Consider the following 19,088-nt stretch of genomic DNA (forward strand, 5'->3'; position numbering starts at 1 on the left):
TCTCTTCTAATTGTAAACAAAACAGAAATATTGTTAATTTTGCAAGAAACACATAACGATGCAAGAAAAATTATTGACAATTATCAACTCCATCAAAAAGAATAAATTCGAAGAACCCGTTCTGGAAATTACTCCGGAACAGACCCTTAGAGAAAATCTTAATTTCGATTCTTTTGATCTTGCTGAACTTACTGTAAAAATTGAAGAAGAATTCGGGGTTGACATCTTTGAAGATGGTTTGGTCAATACAATCAACGAAATCTATACAAAACTTCAATGTTTTTCTTAATAGATCAGAATTTTTCTTTGTCTTACGAGGAAATTCTGACAGAAGTCAACACTTCTGATTCATACACAGATTGCTACATTTACCCGGATTTGAAGTCTTTTTTTCTCAATTGGATTTTTGCATTGGTCAATGAGAAAAATATTGCGTTGATGGATTCTGATATTTCTGAAAAAGAGATCCAGTCAAACGATTTAAAGATTAATCAATTAATCAAAATCGAGAACCCAAAAAAGTTTTCTTCAGTAGAAGAATTGATTAATTCGATTAGATATTCTCAGTCAGAGATCACATTGTTTACTTCGGGAACGACTGGTTTTACTAGAAAATTTACGCATCCTTTGAAAAATCTGATTAGGAAAATTAATGTTTCTGATGAGAGAAAAAATGATGTTTGGGGCTTTGCTTTCAATCCCACTCACGTTGCTGGTGTACAAGTTTTTTTTCAGGCCATATTGAATCAGAATCTTTTGGTTAATGTTTTTCTTGCACCAAAAGATTTTATAATTGATTCGATCAAAAAATACAGCATCACGAATCTTTCATCCACACCAACTTTTTATCGCTTGCTTTTGCCGTTGAAAGAGTCTTTTGATTCAGTTAAAAAAATTACTGTTGGTGGCGAAAAATCTGATGCTTATTTGATTTCTGAAATAGAAAAAGCTTTTCCTAACGCAAGAATCAACAATGTTTATGGTTCCACAGAAACAGGGCCATTATTTTCTTCTCAGAATGATGAGTTTTTTGTTCAGGAAAAACACATTGGATTGATAAAAGTAGTTGATGACGAATTATATATCCATAAAGATTTATTCGGCAAAACAGCGCAATTGAATTTGATTGATGATTTTTATGCCACTGGCGATTTGATCGAGTGGATTGATGATGAACAAAGAAGATTCCGATTCACATCCAGGAAAAATGAATTAATCAATGTCGGAGGTTACAAAGTGAATCCTTACGAAGTTGAAGACGAATTAACCCAACATTCCAATATCCGAAATGTAAGAGTTTATGGAAAGGCCAATGCTGTTTTAGGAAATATCATTTGTTGCGAAATCGAACTGCACCCAAATACCGAATTGAAGGAAGAAGAAGTTAGATTTTTCTTAAATGGGAAAATTCAGAATTTCAAAATCCCTAGAAAAATAACCTTTGTTGACAAGATAGAATTGACCAGAACCGGAAAAAAGAAAATAGTATGAACGTATTAATAACAGGAGTTTCCAGAGGTGTTGGTTTAGAAATCAGTAAGTTGTTTCTGGAAAATGGACACACGGTTTATGGACTCAGCAGAACCGAATCGGAGGAATTAAAAGACCTTGAAAAACAGTATCCGGAAAATTTTTTCTTCAAAACATTCGATTTGTCTAATCCGGAAAATATCCAACAAGAAGTTTTCAAAGATTTTGTCAAAAATCAAATTCCAATTCACGTATTAATTAACAATGCAGCGATGGCTTATGATGATATTGTTACGAATCTTAATTACGAAGATCTGAAAACAATGTTCGATGTCAACTTGTATTCGCCAATGTTTTTGACAAAATATGCCATCAGAAATATGATTTATAACCGGGTTTCCGGAAGCATCATTCATATTTCTTCGATCAGCGCACACACAGGTTACAAAGGTTTGTCGATGTATGCGGCTTCTAAGGGTGCTTTGCAATCTTTTTCCAAAAATATTTCCAGAGAATGGGGCGAACGAGGGATCCGTTCCAATATCGTTGTTCCTGGTTATATGGAAACCGCAATGAATGCAAAACTGACTCAGGATCACAAAAACAGAATCTTCAAAAGAACCGCATTGAAAAAAGAAACCGATATGCAGTCTGTGGCAGAAACCGTTTTGTTTCTAGCAAGTGAAAAAGCAAAATCGATTACTGGACAAGAAATTTTTGTAGATTCCGGAACATTATAAAAAACACAAAACCATGATCAATTTAATATATAAAGCATTGAATATCATTCCGAAAACGATTGCGAAAATCGAGAAGCTATATTCCTATAGTATTCTCAATTCGCATTCCGGAGTCACACTTCATTCTGATCTTAAAATAGGAAAGGCGACTACTTTTGAGTTGGATGACAATGCCAAATTCGAGATCGGCAAAAATGTGATTTGGAGAGATCATAATGCCATTAGGATAAGAAACGGAGGAACATTGATTTTCGGAAATAATGTAGATCTCAGTCATTATATTTCCATCAATTGTCTAGATAAAATAGAATTGGGCGATGATACCTGCATTGCTGAAGGCTGCAAATTCTATGATCACGACCACGCTTTCGATACAAAACCAGAATACATTTGGCACAAAAACAAATTCAATACTGCACCAATCATCATCGGTAAAAATGTGAAAATCTACAGTAATGTTACTGTTCTCAAAGGCGTAACAATTGGCGATAACTGTATCATTGGTGCGAATTGCGTTATTTCCAGAAACGTTCCAGCTAATTCCATCATCTTCGGGAAGCACGAATTGATGAGGTTGCCTTTGATGTAATTTTATTTGGGCAGCTTAATCCGCCTTCCGTTCCCGCTTTTTTCTTTTTTCGCAAAAAAAGAAAAAGAGCTCCACTCAAGTCGGGCTGCGAGAGATTCAACATTTTAAAAAATACTTTAGAAAAAAATAAAAATTTTTAAGGTAAAAAAAAATCAGCGTCGTCATATTCATATGGAGTCGCTATCTTTACAGCAAATGGCCGAAAAAAAATCTGCATCGATTACGGAAGTCGTAAAAAATTACGGTTCCCAGCTCTTGCGCTTTATCAACTCTAAAGTGGCAAAGACAGAAGATGCGGAAGATATTCTGCAGGAAGTTTGGTTTCAGACCAGCCGATTGACTAACTTGAACGAGTTAGAAAATGTTGGTGCTTGGTTGTATTCGGTTACCAGAAACAAAATCATCGATAGTTACAGAAAAAAGAAAAGCGAATCTCTGGAAGATTTTGTCTATCAGGATGAAGACGGCGAACTGAATGTGAAAGATATTCTTTTAGCAGATGATAGTAATAATCCGGAACTCGGTGTTTTCAAAGAGATGTTCTGGAATGAGTTGATGAAAGCTTTGGACGAACTACCGGAAAAACAAAAACGGGTTTATATCCAAAATGAGCTGGAAGATAAAACGCTACAGGAGATTGCTGACGAAGAAGGCGAAAACATAAAAACAATCATTAGTAGAAAATCATATGCAGTAAAACATCTGCGCAAAAGACTGCAAAGTCTTTATGATGATTTGAACGATTAATATTTAGAATAAAATGAAACGCACTAGCGTTCCATCTGACAATTAAAATAATATGTAGGTACAGATGAAAAGAAATAAAAAGAAATTTTGGTTAGCTATTCCTTGCATTATTGCAGCGATAGGTTTATTTGTTTGGTTTTTCCAATGGCTTTGGAATATCCTTTTGCCTGACATTTTAGGTGTGAAAGCAATTAATTATTGGCAATCTCTGGGGATTTTGGTGTTATCAAAGATTTTATTCGGAGGATTTAATGGAAAGAAAAAATTTGGGAGACGACATCGTTTTGACGGACAAGATGCTATGAAAGAAAGCTGGAAGCAGAAATTCGAAACCCAATTCTGTGGCAGCGAAGAAGAACGTGAAAAGTTCAAAGAGATGTGGAAACAACGATTCGAATCCAAATTCTGCAGACCAGAACAACCTCGAACAGAAGAAAATAAAGCGTAAAATAAAAGTCTCACAATTTGTGAGACTTTTTATATCTGTAAAGTAAAGTTTTAACTTTCTTTTTCCATTGCTTTGATAAGGTTAAGAGCAGAACCAGCTTTGAACCAGGCAATTTGTCCAGCATTATAAGTATGGTTCGTTTTCACAATATCCTTAGTTCCATCAGCGTGAACAAATTCCAAAGTCAGTTGTTTACCTGGCGCAAATTGATCTAAATCTAAGAAATTAATTGTATCATCTTCTTGGATTTTATCATAATCTTCTTTGTCTGCAAAGGTTAATCCAAGCATTCCTTGTTTTTTAAGATTGGTTTCGTGGATTCTGGCAAAAGATTTAACCAAAACCGCTCTTACACCAAGATGTCTTGGTTCCATTGCAGCGTGTTCTCTGGAAGAACCTTCACCATAATTCTCGTCACCGACAACAATCGTTGGGATTTCTGCCGCTTTATATTGTCTTGCAGAGTCAGGAACTGGTTTGTACTTGCCATCTAATTCGTTCTTAACATTGTTGGTTTCCATATTGAAGGCGTTCACGGCTCCAATTAACATATTATTGGAAATGTTGTCAAGATGTCCTCTGTATTTCAACCAAGGTCCAGCCATAGAGATGTGGTCGGTAGTACACTTTCCATAAGCTTTGATTAATAATCTTGCACCAGTAATATTCAATCCGTCCCAAGCTGGGAAAGCCTCCAGAATTTGCAATCTGTCAGATGTCGGCGATACAATTACCTCTACATTAGAGCCATCTTCTGCAGGAGCAATGTAACCAGGATCTTCTACATCAAATCCTAATCTTGGAAGGTCGTCTCCGCTTGGCTGATCTAGCATCACTTCGACACCGTCTTTATTTTTTAATTTATCTGTCAGAGGATTGAATCTCAAATCCCCCGCAATCGCCATTGCTGTCACTAATTCCGGAGAACCTACGAAAGCGTAAGTATTAGGATTGCCGTCCGCTCTTTTAGAGAAGTTTCGGTTGAAGGAATGAACAATCGTGTTTTTTTCTTGTTTCTCAGCACCTTCACGTGCCCATTGTCCGATACAAGGTCCACAAGCATTAGCGAAAACTTTACCACCAATCTCATCAAAAGTTTTCAGGAAACCGTCTCTTTCTACCGTAAATCTAACTTGTTCTGAACCTGGCGTGATGGTGTATTCAGCTTTAACTTCAAGATTTTTTTCTTTAGCTTGTTTCGCCACAGAAGCTGCTCTTGCGATATCTTCATAGGATGAGTTAGTACAAGAACCAATCAATCCGACTTCGATTTTAGTTGGCCAGCCGTTTTTCTCAGCAATTTCTTTCATTTGCGAGATTGGTGTTGCCAAATCCGGAGTGAAAGGTCCGTTGAGATAAGGCTCTAAAGTGTCAAGATTGATCTCAATCACTTCATCATAATATTTTTCCGGATTGGCGTGAACTTCTGGGTCTGCTTTCAGCACATGAGCAATTGAATCAGCCGCATCAGCCAAATCTTCTCTGTCAGTTGAACGGAGATATTTGCTCATATTTTGGTCATACTCGAAAATAGAAGTTGTTGCTCCGATTTCCGCACCCATATTACAAATCGTACCTTTCCCTGTACAAGAAAGCGAATTTGCACCTTCTCCAAAATACTCTACAATAGCACCAGTTCCACCTTTTACGGTAAGAATTCCTGCCACTTTTAAAATAATATCTTTTGGAGCAGTCCAACCATTTAATTTTCCCGTTAATTTTACACCAATCATTTTAGGGAATTTAAGTTCCCAAGCCATTCCAGCCATTACGTCCACGGCATCAGCGCCACCAACGCCGATAGCCACCATTCCAAGCCCACCAGCGTTTACTGTGTGAGAATCGGTTCCAATCATCATTCCGCCAGGAAAAGCATAATTTTCTAAAACAACTTGATGGATAATACCAGCTCCAGCTTTCCAGAAACCAATTCCGTATTTATTAGAAACCGACTGTAGGAATTGATAAACCTCGTTATTTTTATTTTCAGCTTCGATTAAATCTTTGGCTGCACCCACTCTTGCCTGAATCAAATGATCAGCGTGAACTGTTGACGGAACCGCAACTTTTTTCTTTCCAGCCTGCATAAATTGTAAAAGAGCCATTTGGGCTGTTGCATCCTGCATTGCCACTCTATCCGGAGCGAAATCTACATAGGATTCTCCTCTTTTAAATGCTTCTTTTGCCTGAGATGGAAAAAGGTGAGCGCAAAGAATTTTTTCTGAATAAGTAAGAGGTCTTCCCATAAAAGCTCTTGCTTCGTTTACTCTGCTTTCGAAATCAGAATAAACTTTTTTGATCATATCCAAGTCAAAAGTCATATTTCGATATTTTTTATTCTTTATTAATTCTACTTCTGATATTGAAGCAGAAAATTTAAACCAATACAATTCATCAAATTCTATTCCTATACTTGTAGATAAAGGATAAATATGACGAATCGTAATAATATTTTTGAACTATGAAGTTAAGGAAAAAATAAAATAGTTGATCTTGACCTAAGTTAAAATAATATTAAAGCCATTAAAATAGAAGAATTCTAAACAAAAAATGGAAGACTTCTCGCAAAATCTTCCATTTTATATTTAAATTTTAGTCAAAAATTAATGACCAACAGTTACCAATTCTTTAATCGATGGAACGAAAGTCGTTAAATCAATTCCTTCCACAGCTTCTTTGTATTCTTCGATACTTGGGATTCTTCCTTTGATCGCTGATAAAACAACGACCGGAGTCGAAGCCAGTAGAGATTCTCCTTTTTTACGTTCAGAATCTTCAACAACTCTTCCCTGGAAAAGACGTGTAGAAGTTGCCAAAACAGTATCTCCTTTTTCAGCTTTTTCCTGATTTCCCATACAAAGGTTACAACCAGGACGCTCAAGGTACATCATATTTTCATACTGTGTACGGGCTTCGCCTTTCGGAGCAGCATCGTTGAATTCAAAACCTGAATATTTCTCTAATAATTCCCAGTCGCCTTCAGCCTTTAATTCATCAATGATATTATAAGTTGGAGCCGCAACTACTAATGGAGCCTGGAATTCTACTTTACCATTTTGTTTTTCAAGATTTCTCAACATCTGAGAAACAATCTTCAAGTCACCCTTGTGAACCATACAAGAACCTACGAAACCAAGGTCAACTTTTTTCTCACCTCCATAGAAAGTAAGGTCTCTGATGGTATCGTGCGTATATCTTTTAGAAACATCTTCGTTGTTTACATCTGGATCGGCGATCATCGGTTCAACGATTACGTCAAGATCTACAACTACTTCAGCATAATATTTTGCATTAGCATCCGGAGTCAAGGCAGGTTTATCACCAGTCCTGATTTCCTCGATTCTCTTGTTTGCTTTGTTAATTAGACCTTGAAGAACGTGGTTTTTGTTATCCATTCCTTTGTCAATCATAATCTGGATTCTGCTTTTCGCAATTTCCAATGATTGGATCAAAGTATCATCTTCAGATATACAGATAGAAGCTTTAGCTTTCATCTCTGCAGTCCAGTCTGTGAATGTAAATGCCTGGTCAGCCGGAAGAGTTCCGATGTGAACCTCGATAATTCTTCCCTGGAAAACGTTTTCTCCGTCGAATTGCTTCAACATCTGAGCCTGAGTTGCGTGAACCACATCACGGAAATCCATATGCTCCTTCATTTCGCCTTTGAAAGTCACTTTTACCGATTCAGGAATCGGCATTGATGCTTCACCTGTTGCCAAAGCTAAAGCTACTGTTCCTGAATCAGCTCCGAAAGCAACCCCTTTAGACATTCTTGTGTGAGAGTCACCTCCGATGATGATGGCCCATTCGTCAACCGTAATATCGTTAAGAACTTTGTGAATAACGTCTGTCATTGCGTGGTATTCACCTTTCGGGTCACGAGCTGTGATTACCCCGAAATCGTTCATAAATTTCATTAATTTAGGAATATTAGCCTGCGCTTTTTTATCCCAAACCGAAGCCGTATGACATCCTGACTGATAAGCTCCGTCTACGATGGGAGAAATTACCGTTGCAGCCATCGATTCCAATTCCTGAGCAGTCATTAAACCAGTCGTGTCCTGAGATCCAACGATATTAACTTCAACTCTAACATCAGAACCTGCGTGTAACAATTTACCTTCAGTAACACCCACTGCATTTCTGTTGAAGATTTTTTCAACGGCAGTCAGGCCTTGCCCTTCGATAGAAATTTCTTTTGAAGGTGCGAAAACTGTCGGAGCTGTAATTCCTAAAGTTTTAGCAGCAAACGTCTGGATTTTCTTACCAAAAACGATAGCATAAGAACCACCAGCTCTGATAAATTCTAATTTTTGTGGAGTAAATGATTTTGAAATGTCTTTCAATTCAGTTTCTCCGTTATATAATTTTTTCTCTTTCGTATTGATGGTAAGAACAGTTCCTGTAGCAACAGAATATTTTTCTTCCAAAACAATATCTCCATTTTCATTACGAACAGGATGTCCGTTCTCGTCGGTTTTTTTCACCCAGTTTTGAAGATCGATTCCGATACCTCCGGTTACGTCAACTGTTGTTAAGAAAATCGGAGAAATGCCGTTTGTTCCGGCAACAATCGGAGCGATGTTTACGAAAGGTACGTAAGGACTTGCTTGTTTTCCTGTCCAAAGCGCCACGTTATTTACACCAGACATACGAGATGAGCCAACTCCCATTGTTCCTTTTTCAGCGATCAACATTACGCTTGCATCAGGATGTTGAGCCTGAAGCATTCTGATTTCGTCCTGCGCTTCCGGCGTAATCATACATTTTCCGTGCAATTCACGGTCTGAACGCGAATGCGCCTGATTTCCCGGAGACAATAAATCGGTAGAAATATCACCTTCACCAGCGATGTAAGTCACAACCTTGATTTCTTCCGGTACTTCCGGAAGTTTTGTGAAAAACTCTGCTTTTGCATAGCTTTCCAAAATATCTTTAGCGATTTTGCTGCCCAATTCGTATGCTTCTTTCAAACGAGCTGTGTCGGCATCATATAAGAAGACCTGAGTTTTTAAAACTTCAGCTGCTTGTCTTGCAATGTTTTCGTTATTACCTAATGCCAAATCAAGCAAAACTTCAATAGAAGGACCGCCTTTCATATGAGACAATAACTCGAATGCGTAAGATGGCGTGATTTCTTCAACGGCAGATTCGCCTAAGATAATTTCTTTTAAAAACTTAGCTTTTACACCAGCAGCACTTGTGGTACCAGGTAAGGTGTTATAAATAAAAAACTTAAGAGAGTCTGCTCTGTATTCGTTATTTGTGTCTTTGATTTGTGAAATGATCTCGCTTAATAAATCAGCGCTATCAATTGGCTTTGGATGAAGCCCTTGGCTTTTTCTTTCTTCAATCTCTTGGATGTAATCCTGATAATTCATAATAATAGAAGTCTTTTCATTCTTTAATTTAGAAGATTTGTTACTATGTGAAAGATTCGGATAGTAACAAAATCTATGTGTAGTGAGATAGTTTTCAGATTTTTATTTCAAATAATTACTGATTCTATCTATGAAATTTAATTTCTTATTAAATTCGCCCAAATTTACGAAATTCTGAGCTTTTTTAAGAATAGAATAATTTAGATTAAAAATAAATTAGATGTATTTTGTCTATTATTTTATATTTTTATCATAATAATTTTTATTTTGAGAATCAGAAATAGATGAAATTATATTGTTTTGAAAATCAATGGCTTAATTAAAAATAAAAAAAAGGAGATAGTCATTTTTGTCTTTTTCCTGATTTTGATTTCCATTTATTTTTTCTTTGATCCGTCAAAAAATTCATATTTCCTAAAGTGTCCATTAAAAGAAATGACGGGTTATGAGTGTGCAGGTTGTGGTGTTCAAAGAGCTTTTCACGAATTGCTTCATTTCAGATTTTCAAGAGCCTTCCAATACAATCCGTTATTTGTAATAGCAATTCCTTTCGTACTGTTATTCTTTGTGTTAAAGGTTTTTAAATTTTCTGCTAAAACCAGTTGGTTCTACCGTTTATCGAAAAGTAAATTGTTTTTTTTAATTGTATTAATAATAGTTTTATTATTTTCGCTGTTCAGAAATACAGATTATTACAAAAGTCTGTTCTGAATTTCTAACACACAAACCGACGATGAAAAAATTACTAAGCTTATGTCTCACAGGCTTCTTTCTTGCGACATATTCTCAAATGAAGGATACGGCTATTCCTGCGCTTATTCCTCAGACCATCAATCAGAAAACAGGTTACGTTAACCAATCTGGTAAAGTAGTAATACCAGCCGAATATCATATCGCTATGTTCTTTTCCGAAGACTGCAACTTGCTGAATTCTCCCAACAAAAAAGTCAGGATGTATGGCTCTGATGATTATGCGACAGTTGAGAAAAATCAAATCACCTACAGGATAGATAGAAAAGGAACGCGGGTTTACCAGTATAAAAATGAAGATTTGGGAAAATGTACTTTGCCGTATGAGTCTCCAAAATATAAAGCTTTTGTAATGAATGGTTTTTACGGTTTGGTAAGCAAAGAAGATGTGGATTATAAAAACTACAAAGATTTCGAAATCTATCCTCAGTATCAGATGTTGTATGTTCTGGATAGTGATAAAGAAAACCCAATGATCATAGCTGTTTTGGATAACAAATTTGGTATAATTAATAAAAATAATCAGGTTGTTATTCCGTTTATCTATGACGATATCAAAACAAATCTCAGCTGGAAAATGGCTAATCTCTTTGAGGTTTCCCGAGATGGAAAGGAATATTTTTACATCAATAAAAATAATCACGCATATTAACTAAAATTTTTCTAATTTCGCAGTCAGAAATTGAAGGGGTGCTGTAACAAGCTGAGATTATACCCAATGAACCTAGAACAGATAATGCTGTTTAGGGAAACATTCATTATAAACGATGAATGATAAAAGATAAGTGATTAATAATAACGTTATAAAAAATCATTTATCAATCATCACAAATCATTTATAACCATAATCGCCCCTTTTATTCCAATAAATTTTAACAACAAAAATTTAAGAGAATGAAAGGATTTATTTTTTTAGGGGTATTCATTGCTCCATTCTATCTTTCACAAACAACGGATTCTGTAAAAGTTACAAGTATCCAAGCGGTCGAATTCACAAAGAGAACTCCGGTTGCCAAAGCGATCATTAATGTCGAAAAAGATTTGGCGGATAAGAACCTTGGTCAGGATTTACCGATCCTTTTGAAAAACCAGATGTCTGTGATTTCCACTTCTGATGCTGGAAATGGTGTTGGTTACACAGGATTCAGGATTAGAGGAACAGCGGGAACCAGCGTTAATGTGATGCTAAATGGCGTCCCCTACAATGATTCCGAATCCCAAGGTACTTTTTTTGTCAATGTTCCGGATTTGACAAGTTCGGCGTCACAGATTGTTATCCAAAGAGGTGTGGGGACTTCTTCTAATGGTGTTTCTGCTTTTGGAGCTAGTGTTAATGTCATTTCCAAAGATCCTGCAGAAGAGTTTTCTGTAAAGTCAGATGATTCTTATGGATCCTTTAATACTTACAAATATTCGGCGGAGATCAATTCCGGGAAATTCTGGAAAAACCGCCTGTCTGTGATGGGACGATATACGCACATCCATTCCGATGGTTACATCGACAGGGCTTTTTCTAATCTTCATTCCTATAATTTTTCTGCTTTGTTCCAGGAGAAGAATACAGAGTTGAGGTTTTTGGCTTTTGGAGGAAAAGAGAAAACGTATCAGGCCTGGAATGGCGTTGATAAAGCAACTTGGGAGACGGATCCCAAATTCAATTATTCCGGAGCAATTTATGATGCGAGTTGGGAGAATATTGTGGGGTTTTATGATAACGAAACCGATAATTACAGGCAAAATCATTATCAATTATTATGGAATCAAAGATTTTCTGACAAATGGAAATTAGAAACCACAGCACATTATACCAAAGGAAAAGGCTGGTATGAGAATTATAAGCAGGATGCCAAATTTTCTAAATATAATTTGCCTAACATCATCGACAATGGAACCGAAATCAAAACTTCGGATTTCATCAGAAAAAAATGGCTGGACAATGATTTCTATGGTGTGATTTCTACGTTGTATGGAAACCTGGGAGATTTGAGTATTAATGTCGGAGCAGTTGCTAATCAGTATTACGGAAAACATTTTGGAAATGTAACAGGTGTTTTTATTCCTCAAATTGATGAGTTTGAATATTACAGAAACCGTTCTGTTAAGAACGAAGTTTCAGGATTTGCAAAGGCTATTTATAAACTGAATCGATTCGAGTTCTTTGGAGATCTGCAGTTAAGGAATATCGATTATAATACTAAGATCATTACACAAGGCGATGGTGAAGGTGCTGATCTGGACAAAAAATGGACTTTTTTCAATCCAAAAGCTGGAGTTATTTTCAATATAGAAAATGGAAAGATTTTCGTTTCGTATGCTAATGCACACCGCGAGCCAAATAGAGACGATCTTTTTGCCAATCCGGATGTGAAACCGGAAACGCTTCACGATTTTGAAGCGGGTTGGGAACAACAATTTGGTAAAGTGGCTTTGACGGCCAATGCCTATTATATGTATTACATTGATCAGTTGGCGCTGAATGGGCAATTGACCAACGTTGGAGAATTTATCAAAGAGAATATCGGCAAGAGTTACCGACTGGGAATTGAATTGGGAGCATTGGCAAGATTGTCAGAACAATTGCAGTTGTCCGCAAATCTTACGCTAAGCAATAATAAAATCATGAAATATACGGTGGATGTGCAGGAGCCTGATCCGGCTAATCCATCTAACGAAATCACGGTCAAGAAAACGCTAGGAGGAGAGGATATTTCGTTTTCTCCCAATATTATTGCTAATGGTAATATCGTTTATTCACCTTTTAAAAACTTCAACCTTGGTGTTACAGCGCAATACGTTGGAAAGCAATATTTGGATAATTCGGGAGATAAAGTCAATCAGTTGGACTCTTATTTCGTTCCTGATTTTAATATGTCATATAAATTACCTTTTCAAAGACAAGATGTAGTACTTCGGTTCTTGTTAAATAATTTCACTAATACGAAGTATGTTAACAACGGTTTTAGTGGACCGTATTACTTCGCACAAGCCGGAATTAACTTCCTTTTTGGGCTTTCTTTGAAGTTTAAATAAAATTTTTATAATTGATTATTAATTAGTTATGTTTTTTTTAAGGTCTGATTGTAGATTTTTTACTGTTAACTTAAAATTAATATTAGATTTACAAGGATTTTAATTGTTTGATAAAAAATTCATTAAAATTAAATATAGACCTTAAAAATTTACATCTATGAAAAAAATCTATTCATTAGTGCTTGCGGCATTTGCAGGCGCTGCACTTTCTGCACAATTAACTTATACCGTATCAAACGGTGTTTACAAATTAACTTACGGGAAATCAGGAGACTGGAGTTTCTATGATCCACAGAGTAATCCGACAATCTATGTTCATGTCTGGTCTGCTCAATCTGACGGAGATAATAACCAGGGAAACTTTGATGATGCCTGGAGTAATTCCAATACAACAATGACTTGGAATGATACAGAAGGAGCTTACTTAGGAACAATTGATTTGAACACAAAGTTGTTTACCAATTCTAATAATACAATGTCTCAGGGAACAATAGTTCAAAGAATTGGAATTGTTTTCAAAAATCAACAAAATGGTGCAACTGTTCAATCTGCAGATAGAGATCTTGAAGGACCAACAACTTTGACAACATTAGCTGTTTCAGAAGTTGGATCAAAAACTAAATCTCAGGTTGCTGCGGGGAAATTATTCACTTCAGCAAAAGGAAATCTGGATGTTACAGTTTATGATTTCGGAGGAAGGGTTATCAAAACTTTAAAAGTGAACGCCAATGGAAACCCAGTTGACCTTAATCTTTCTCAAAAAGGGATGTATCTGATGACGATTTCCGGTAACAATATTTCAGAATCTGTGAAATTTGCATACTAAGTTTAATTAATTCATATCAAATCAAAAAGGTTGCTAATAAAAGCAACCTTTTATATTTTCTTTAACATCAAAAATTATGTAGTTTTGTGGCGATGAATTTTGAATATCTTTTATATCAATATCTTCTGAAGCATAATAGGGCAGAAGTTCCTGAGTTTGGCATATTCCAGCTTACCAGGGAATCTGCTAAAATTGATGCGGAAAATTCTATGATTATTCCTCCGAAAGAGACTGTTGCTTTCGAATATAATCCGTCTGGTTACGACAATCAGTTAGCGAAATATATTGCTGATGAAACCAACTCCAATCTTTTCATTGTTCAGATGAACCTTAAAAATGAAGTAGCAAAGTGGTTTCAGAAATTACAGACAGAAAATGTTCTGAATCTTGAAAATCTTGGACAATATCAATTAAACGAAGATAACAAGGTTGTTAAAGTAACGGATAATGATGAGGATGTTTTTGGTTTTGAAAAAGTGGATTTACAGCATCTTAAAACTTTAAAATCAAAAAATAATTTTACAGAAGATTACAGTTTCAATAAGGGTGTCATCTGGACTTTTCTAAGTGTCATTGTTGTTGGAGCAACAGCATTATTTCTTTTTGGAGACCAAGAACTGATATTCGGAAAATCATCAAATATCCCGGCAAAACAAATTGTCAAAACAGTTGAGAAACCAAAAGTTTTGGTGGCTCCCAAACAAGATTCTATAAAAACAGATAGTATAAAACCTACAACTAATGCAAAAATCCAAAAAACCAATAGATAGCCTTACGGTAATGACGAATATTGTCTTACCCAACGAAACCAATTCATTAAGAAATCTTTTCGGAGGCGAATTATTGTCAAGAATGGACAGAGCGGCTTCTATATCAGCGACAAGACATTGTGAAAGAAGAGTTGTAACAGCGTCTGTGAATCACGTATCGTTCAATCATCCGATTCCAGAAGGTGGAATTGTAGTTTTGGAATCTAAAGTTTCCAGGGCATTTTCGACATCAATGGAGGTTTATGTTGATGTTTGGTTAGATGACCCGATTAATCAAACAAAAATCCATACCAATGAAGGGATTTATACTTTTGTTGCGGTAGACGAATTCAATCGCCCGATTCCGATTCCTACTATAGAGCCGGAAACAGAAGACGAGGTGAAACGTTTTGATGCAGCACTTAGAAGAAAAGAATTGTCCCTGATTCTTTCCGGAAGAATGAAACCAACAGATTCTGTAGAATTGAAAAAATTGTTTGCAGGAGAAATTGAAATATAATTAATGACGGAAGATTTTTTCTTCCGTTTCTTTTTTATCGTTTATCAACTATAAATTATCATTTATAATTATTTATGAGAATCTTATTATTAGATACCAATCATCCATTGATAGAACAACAACTTTCTGAAAAAGGCTTTGTTTTCGATGCAGATTATACTTCCAGTTATGATGAGGTTTTGGAAAAAATCCAGAATTATGAAGGAATTATCATCCGAAGCCGAATTCCATTGGACAAGAACTTTTTGACCAAAGCTTCTCATCTTAAGTTCATTGCCAGAGTGGGAGCTGGAATGGAAAATATCGATATTGAAACGGCCGAAAGTTTAGGAATTAAATTGATTAATTCGCCGGAGGGAAACCGCGATTCCGTTGCTGAACACGTTGTTGGAATGTTGTTAATTCTAATGAACCGATTATTCATTGCATCGAACGAAGTGAAAAACGGAATCTGGAAACGCGAAGAAAATCGTGGTGATGAATTATTAGGAAAAACTTTCGGAATCATTGGTTACGGAAATATGGGAAAAGCCACAGCGAAAAGGCTTTCAGGTTTTGGTGTTGAGGTGATTTTTCACGATATTTTGCCTAATCTTTCCGATGAATTTGCAACACAAGTTTCTTTGGAAACACTTCAAAAAAGAGCTGATATTTTAAGTCTTCACATCCCTTTGACGGGCGAAACCAATTATTTGATTGATGAAGAATTCATTTCTAAAATGGAAAAGAATTTCTATTTTGTGAACACCGCTCGTGGAAAAAATTTGAAAACTAAAGCCTTAGTACAAGCTATTGAAGCGGGTAAAGTTTTAGGTGCTTGTCTGGATGTTCTGGAATATGAAAAGCCTTCTTTTGAAAACCTGGAAACAGAAAATCAGGATTTGAAATATTTATTAGATTCTGAAAAAGTGATTGTTACACCGCATATTGGAGGTTGGACACATCAAAGCAAAGAGAAATTGGCACAAGTTATTGTAGATAAAATTCTTGCAGATTTTAAAAATTAAGTCTCGAAAAATTTCTCCACATTTAACAATTCTTAAGAAAATTGGTATCTTCTAAAGACTCATTTTATGTTAACTTGCGAGCCTTAACGAAGTTTGGAGAACAATGAATTTTAGAAAATTAATTACAGTCGGTTTAGCAGTTGCCACCATCATTTCCTGCAAAAAACAAAAAGAAGAAACAGCAGAAATCTACCAATCCAAACTTCCCAATTACAGCAACGTCGATTTATCAAAAGTATTTACACCAGCAGAATCTACTTTAGAAAACGAGTCCACGATTCTCCCTCTCATTAATAATTATTATCAGAAAATCTGGGAACAAGGCGACCTAAGTGGAGGAATTCTTGTTGCAAAAGGGGATAAAATCATCTTCGAAAAATATAGAGGTTTTGGCAGAGAAAATAAGCAAATGCCAATTGATGAAAACACACCACTTCACGTAGCTTCTGTTAGCAAAACTATGACGGCAATGGCTGTTTTGAAATTGGTTGAAGGTGGAAAACTGAAATTGGAAGATGATTTGACTAAGTTTTTTCCAAAGTTTCCTTATAAGGATATTACTGTTTTCAGTTTGTTGTCCCAGAGAAGCGGACTTCCAAAATATGAGCATTTTGACCAAGGCATCAAACCTGCTCCGGAAGAACTCAAAAAAGACTTCATTACAAATCAGGATGTTTTGGAGGTGTTGATTAAATACAAACCAGAATTGGCGCGACTTTCCAACACAGGATTTATGTATTGCAATACCAACTTTGCTTTGTTGGCGCTGATTGTAGAAAAAGTGACTGCAACACCTTTTCCTGAAGCGATGCAGGAGATTGTTTTCAAACCATTGAAAATGAATCATACTTTTATATTCCAGAAAAAAGATATTCCCACAGCTTCACAATCTTTCTACAGCGGTTTCAGATTGTATCCATTGGCAAATTTGGACTTGATTTATGGAGATAAAAACGTTTACACAACACCAAAAGATTTATTGAATTTTTCAGTGGCGCTATTTTCAAAAGATTTCTTGAAACCGGAATTAGCCAACAAAATCTTCGAACCTTACAGCAACGAGAAAAAAGGAATCAACAATTATGGTTTAGGTTTCCGGATGAAGGAGTTTGATAACGGAGAAAAACTGACCTATCACAATGGCTGGTGGCACGGCACCAATTCGGTTTTTGCGCACCTTCTGAAATCGAAAGTGACGATTATTGCTATTGGAAACAAGTACTCACAAAGAGTTTATTCCGCATTGTCGTTATCAGGATTGTTTGAAAATTTCCCTTTCGAAATGGAAAAATTTAACAAAACAATGAATCCTAAAGGAGCTTCGGCAGAAAATGATTCTGCTAGTGTGAATGCCGGAGAATAAATAACCACACAATATAACGGCAGAAATATAAAAATATTATAAAAAATAATAAATTGATTATCAGAACTTTAATAATTATTAAAGTTCTTTTTTTATTTTTGATGTAATAAATTCTGATTGACAAATGTCTTACTTTTAAACAACCAAGAATTGATAAGGTTTCAAGAATAAAAACTTTTAACCTCAAACATTAAACTGAATCTATGACTCAAGACCACTTTAAACAAACGGTATATATTCTCAAAGATGAGATGTATCGTTTTGCGAAAAAGTTTTTGATGAGCGCAGATGAAGCCGAAGATGTTGTAATGGATCTGATGATGAAATTCTGGCAAAAGAAAGATGAATTGATGGTTGTGGAAAATCTGAAAAGTTTTGCTCTGCGAAGTGTAAAAAACGAATGTCTGAACCGCCTGAAACATCACGAAGTGAAACTCGGGTTTGCAAGCCAGACGAGACATCAGTCAGAACTTTATCAGATAGAAACCAATAATATGAGAGAGCAGATTTTGGGATTTATTAACCAACTGCCAGAGAAACAAAAAATGGTCATTCACTTAAAAGATGTCGAGGAATATGAGATTTCGGAGATTTCGGAAATTATGGAGATGGAGGAAAACGCAGTCCGCGTGAACCTGATGCGAGCCAGACAAAAAGTGAAAGAATCAATTAACAAACTTTATGCATATGAAAACAGACAGATACAAGGATTGGGAATCTAGATTCTTCGAAGGCGAAGAGTTGACGCCGGAAGAACATCTGTTTCTCAAAAACGAAAGTGATAACCCCTATTTTTCTTTTCTGAATGAAGAGAAACAGGATAAATTAGATATAAGCTTCGACGATTTCTTAAAGAAAACCGAAGAACCAAAAATAGTTGCGCTTCCGATTGTAAAAAGGAAATCTTACACACAATATTGGATGGCTGCGAGTTTGGTAATGTTAATGGGAATCACAGGACTTTGGATGTTCAACAATCCTGAGAACATAGCACCTCAAATTGCTAATCATAATGTAGCGCCTAAGAAAGTTGAAGCGCGAAAAGCTGCTCCGGTAGAAGAAACTCAGACTCAACAGCCGGTTTTAGCTCAACAAGATATGCATCCAGTAAAGCAAACGATTGAGAAGAAAAATTCAGCGGAAAATCAACAACCAAAAGCGCAATTCGCTTCTCAGCAGCCGAAACCAATTAAAACTGATAATCAAGCCCAAAATCAAGTAAACTCAGATTCGGAGTATAATCCAAATTATGTTATCATCAATGGAAAACCAATCTACAGCGAACAGGAAGCCATCGCTATAACAGAGGATACTTTTAATTATTTTGCAAGTAACGTTACCCAAACCATAAATCAGGCAGAATCTGCCCAAAATCAATCATTGGATTTTTACAGGATTCTTAATTTTTAAAATATTAATTAATCAAAAATGAAGTCGCTATCTACGAATCTTCTGAAATAGTACTAAC

18 protein-coding genes are annotated in these 19,088 nt (G+C 35.9%); 16 read left to right on the forward strand and 2 right to left on the reverse strand.

What is annotated here, in order from left to right:
• Nucleotides 1–58 precede the first annotated feature (58 nt).
• The 6 genes from BXY58_RS03700 (at nucleotide 59) to BXY58_RS03725 (ending at nucleotide 3,994) form a co-directional block, all read left to right on the forward strand.
• Entirely contained in the window at nucleotides 59–289 is a 231-nt protein-coding gene (locus tag BXY58_RS03700; protein WP_120212439.1) for an acyl carrier protein, read from the forward strand.
• Nucleotides 277–1,491, forward strand: coding sequence for an ANL family adenylate-forming protein (locus BXY58_RS03705; RefSeq protein ID WP_120212440.1), 1,215 nt, complete (start codon nucleotides 277–279; stop codon nucleotides 1,489–1,491). The genes BXY58_RS03700 and BXY58_RS03705 overlap by 13 nt, the downstream gene beginning before the upstream one ends.
• Nucleotides 1,488–2,210: an SDR family oxidoreductase gene (locus tag BXY58_RS03710; protein ID WP_120212441.1), complete on the forward strand. Its 723-nt coding sequence runs from the start codon at nucleotides 1,488–1,490 to the stop codon at nucleotides 2,208–2,210. The genes BXY58_RS03705 and BXY58_RS03710 overlap by 4 nt, the downstream gene beginning before the upstream one ends.
• A 13-nt stretch (nucleotides 2,211–2,223) precedes the next feature.
• A complete protein-coding gene (locus BXY58_RS03715; RefSeq protein WP_120212442.1) occupies nucleotides 2,224–2,799 on the forward strand; it encodes an acyltransferase in 576 nt (191 codons plus the stop codon).
• A 195-nt stretch (nucleotides 2,800–2,994) separates the two neighbouring features.
• Nucleotides 2,995–3,546: an RNA polymerase sigma factor gene (locus tag BXY58_RS03720; RefSeq protein ID WP_229728381.1), complete on the forward strand. Its 552-nt coding sequence runs from the start codon at nucleotides 2,995–2,997 to the stop codon at nucleotides 3,544–3,546.
• A 64-nt stretch (nucleotides 3,547–3,610) separates the two neighbouring features.
• Nucleotides 3,611–3,994 carry a hypothetical protein gene (locus BXY58_RS03725; RefSeq protein WP_120212444.1) on the forward strand — a complete coding sequence of 128 codons (384 nt, stop codon included), beginning with the start codon at nucleotides 3,611–3,613 and terminating at the stop codon, nucleotides 3,992–3,994.
• A 50-nt stretch (nucleotides 3,995–4,044) separates the two neighbouring features.
• Here BXY58_RS03725 and BXY58_RS03730 read toward each other — a convergent pair whose 3' ends face one another.
• Complete coding sequence (locus BXY58_RS03730) at nucleotides 4,045–6,315, reverse strand: aconitate hydratase (RefSeq protein WP_120212537.1); 2,271 nt, start codon at nucleotides 6,313–6,315, stop codon at nucleotides 4,045–4,047.
• A gap of 282 nt (nucleotides 6,316–6,597) precedes the next feature.
• A complete protein-coding gene (locus tag BXY58_RS03735; protein ID WP_120212445.1) occupies nucleotides 6,598–9,375 on the reverse strand; it encodes a bifunctional aconitate hydratase 2/2-methylisocitrate dehydratase in 2,778 nt (925 codons plus the stop codon).
• Between the two features lie 366 nt (nucleotides 9,376–9,741).
• Between BXY58_RS03735 and BXY58_RS17190 the strand changes: the two genes are divergently transcribed.
• From BXY58_RS17190 to BXY58_RS03785, 10 genes are all read left to right on the forward strand, one after another.
• Nucleotides 9,742–10,086: a DUF2752 domain-containing protein gene (locus BXY58_RS17190; protein WP_371868421.1), complete on the forward strand. Its 345-nt coding sequence runs from the start codon at nucleotides 9,742–9,744 to the stop codon at nucleotides 10,084–10,086.
• 22 nt (nucleotides 10,087–10,108) lie between these two features.
• Entirely contained in the window at nucleotides 10,109–10,777 is a 669-nt protein-coding gene (locus BXY58_RS03745) for a WG repeat-containing protein (RefSeq protein WP_120212447.1), read from the forward strand.
• A gap of 242 nt (nucleotides 10,778–11,019) precedes the next feature.
• On the forward strand, nucleotides 11,020–13,155 hold the full coding sequence (locus BXY58_RS03750; RefSeq protein WP_120212448.1) for a TonB-dependent receptor: 2,136 nt from the start codon (nucleotides 11,020–11,022) through the stop codon (nucleotides 13,153–13,155).
• A gap of 157 nt (nucleotides 13,156–13,312) precedes the next feature.
• Entirely contained in the window at nucleotides 13,313–13,981 is a 669-nt protein-coding gene (locus BXY58_RS03755) for a T9SS type A sorting domain-containing protein (protein ID WP_120212449.1), read from the forward strand.
• 92 nt (nucleotides 13,982–14,073) lie between these two features.
• The gene (locus BXY58_RS03760; RefSeq protein ID WP_120212450.1) at nucleotides 14,074–14,751 is read left to right on the forward strand and encodes an HU domain-containing protein; all 678 of its coding nucleotides are present in this window, start codon (nucleotides 14,074–14,076) and stop codon (nucleotides 14,749–14,751) included.
• A complete protein-coding gene (locus tag BXY58_RS03765) occupies nucleotides 14,723–15,250 on the forward strand; it encodes an acyl-CoA thioesterase (RefSeq protein WP_120212451.1) in 528 nt (175 codons plus the stop codon). Before BXY58_RS03760 ends, BXY58_RS03765 begins: the two co-directional genes overlap by 29 nt.
• 74 nt (nucleotides 15,251–15,324) lie before the next feature.
• A complete protein-coding gene (locus BXY58_RS03770) occupies nucleotides 15,325–16,257 on the forward strand; it encodes a 2-hydroxyacid dehydrogenase (RefSeq protein WP_120212452.1) in 933 nt (310 codons plus the stop codon).
• A 103-nt stretch (nucleotides 16,258–16,360) separates the two neighbouring features.
• The gene (locus BXY58_RS03775) at nucleotides 16,361–17,620 is read left to right on the forward strand and encodes a serine hydrolase domain-containing protein (protein WP_120212453.1); all 1,260 of its coding nucleotides are present in this window, start codon (nucleotides 16,361–16,363) and stop codon (nucleotides 17,618–17,620) included.
• Nucleotides 17,621–17,823: 203 nt separating this feature from the next.
• The gene (locus BXY58_RS03780; RefSeq protein WP_120212454.1) at nucleotides 17,824–18,342 is read left to right on the forward strand and encodes a sigma-70 family RNA polymerase sigma factor; all 519 of its coding nucleotides are present in this window, start codon (nucleotides 17,824–17,826) and stop codon (nucleotides 18,340–18,342) included.
• Entirely contained in the window at nucleotides 18,308–19,030 is a 723-nt protein-coding gene (locus BXY58_RS03785) for a hypothetical protein (RefSeq protein WP_120212455.1), read from the forward strand. Before BXY58_RS03780 ends, BXY58_RS03785 begins: the two co-directional genes overlap by 35 nt.
• Nucleotides 19,031–19,088 lie beyond the last annotated feature (58 nt).

Origin of the sequence: Epilithonimonas arachidiradicis, assembly GCF_003610695.1 — a bacterium.
Taxonomy (GTDB): Bacteria; Bacteroidota; Bacteroidia; order Flavobacteriales; family Weeksellaceae; genus Epilithonimonas; species Epilithonimonas arachidiradicis.

Coding starts and splice junctions, on each gene's coding strand:
- BXY58_RS03700 (WP_120212439.1), top strand. CDS start 59: ATGCAAGAAAAATTATTGACAATTATCAACTCCATCAAAAAGAATAAA.
- BXY58_RS03705 (WP_120212440.1), top strand. CDS start 277: ATGTTTTTCTTAATAGATCAGAATTTTTCTTTGTCTTACGAGGAAATT.
- BXY58_RS03710 (WP_120212441.1), top strand. CDS start 1,488: ATGAACGTATTAATAACAGGAGTTTCCAGAGGTGTTGGTTTAGAAATC.
- BXY58_RS03715 (WP_120212442.1), top strand. CDS start 2,224: ATGATCAATTTAATATATAAAGCATTGAATATCATTCCGAAAACGATT.
- BXY58_RS03720 (WP_229728381.1), top strand. CDS start 2,995: ATGGCCGAAAAAAAATCTGCATCGATTACGGAAGTCGTAAAAAATTAC.
- BXY58_RS03725 (WP_120212444.1), top strand. CDS start 3,611: ATGAAAAGAAATAAAAAGAAATTTTGGTTAGCTATTCCTTGCATTATT.
- BXY58_RS03730 (WP_120212537.1), bottom strand. CDS start 6,315: ATGACTTTTGACTTGGATATGATCAAAAAAGTTTATTCTGATTTCGAA.
- BXY58_RS03735 (WP_120212445.1), bottom strand. CDS start 9,375: ATGAATTATCAGGATTACATCCAAGAGATTGAAGAAAGAAAAAGCCAA.
- BXY58_RS03745 (WP_120212447.1), top strand. CDS start 10,109: ATGAAAAAATTACTAAGCTTATGTCTCACAGGCTTCTTTCTTGCGACA.
- BXY58_RS03750 (WP_120212448.1), top strand. CDS start 11,020: ATGAAAGGATTTATTTTTTTAGGGGTATTCATTGCTCCATTCTATCTT.
- BXY58_RS03755 (WP_120212449.1), top strand. CDS start 13,313: ATGAAAAAAATCTATTCATTAGTGCTTGCGGCATTTGCAGGCGCTGCA.
- BXY58_RS03760 (WP_120212450.1), top strand. CDS start 14,074: ATGAATTTTGAATATCTTTTATATCAATATCTTCTGAAGCATAATAGG.
- BXY58_RS03765 (WP_120212451.1), top strand. CDS start 14,723: ATGCAAAAATCCAAAAAACCAATAGATAGCCTTACGGTAATGACGAAT.
- BXY58_RS03770 (WP_120212452.1), top strand. CDS start 15,325: ATGAGAATCTTATTATTAGATACCAATCATCCATTGATAGAACAACAA.
- BXY58_RS03775 (WP_120212453.1), top strand. CDS start 16,361: ATGAATTTTAGAAAATTAATTACAGTCGGTTTAGCAGTTGCCACCATC.
- BXY58_RS03780 (WP_120212454.1), top strand. CDS start 17,824: ATGACTCAAGACCACTTTAAACAAACGGTATATATTCTCAAAGATGAG.
- BXY58_RS03785 (WP_120212455.1), top strand. CDS start 18,308: ATGAAAACAGACAGATACAAGGATTGGGAATCTAGATTCTTCGAAGGC.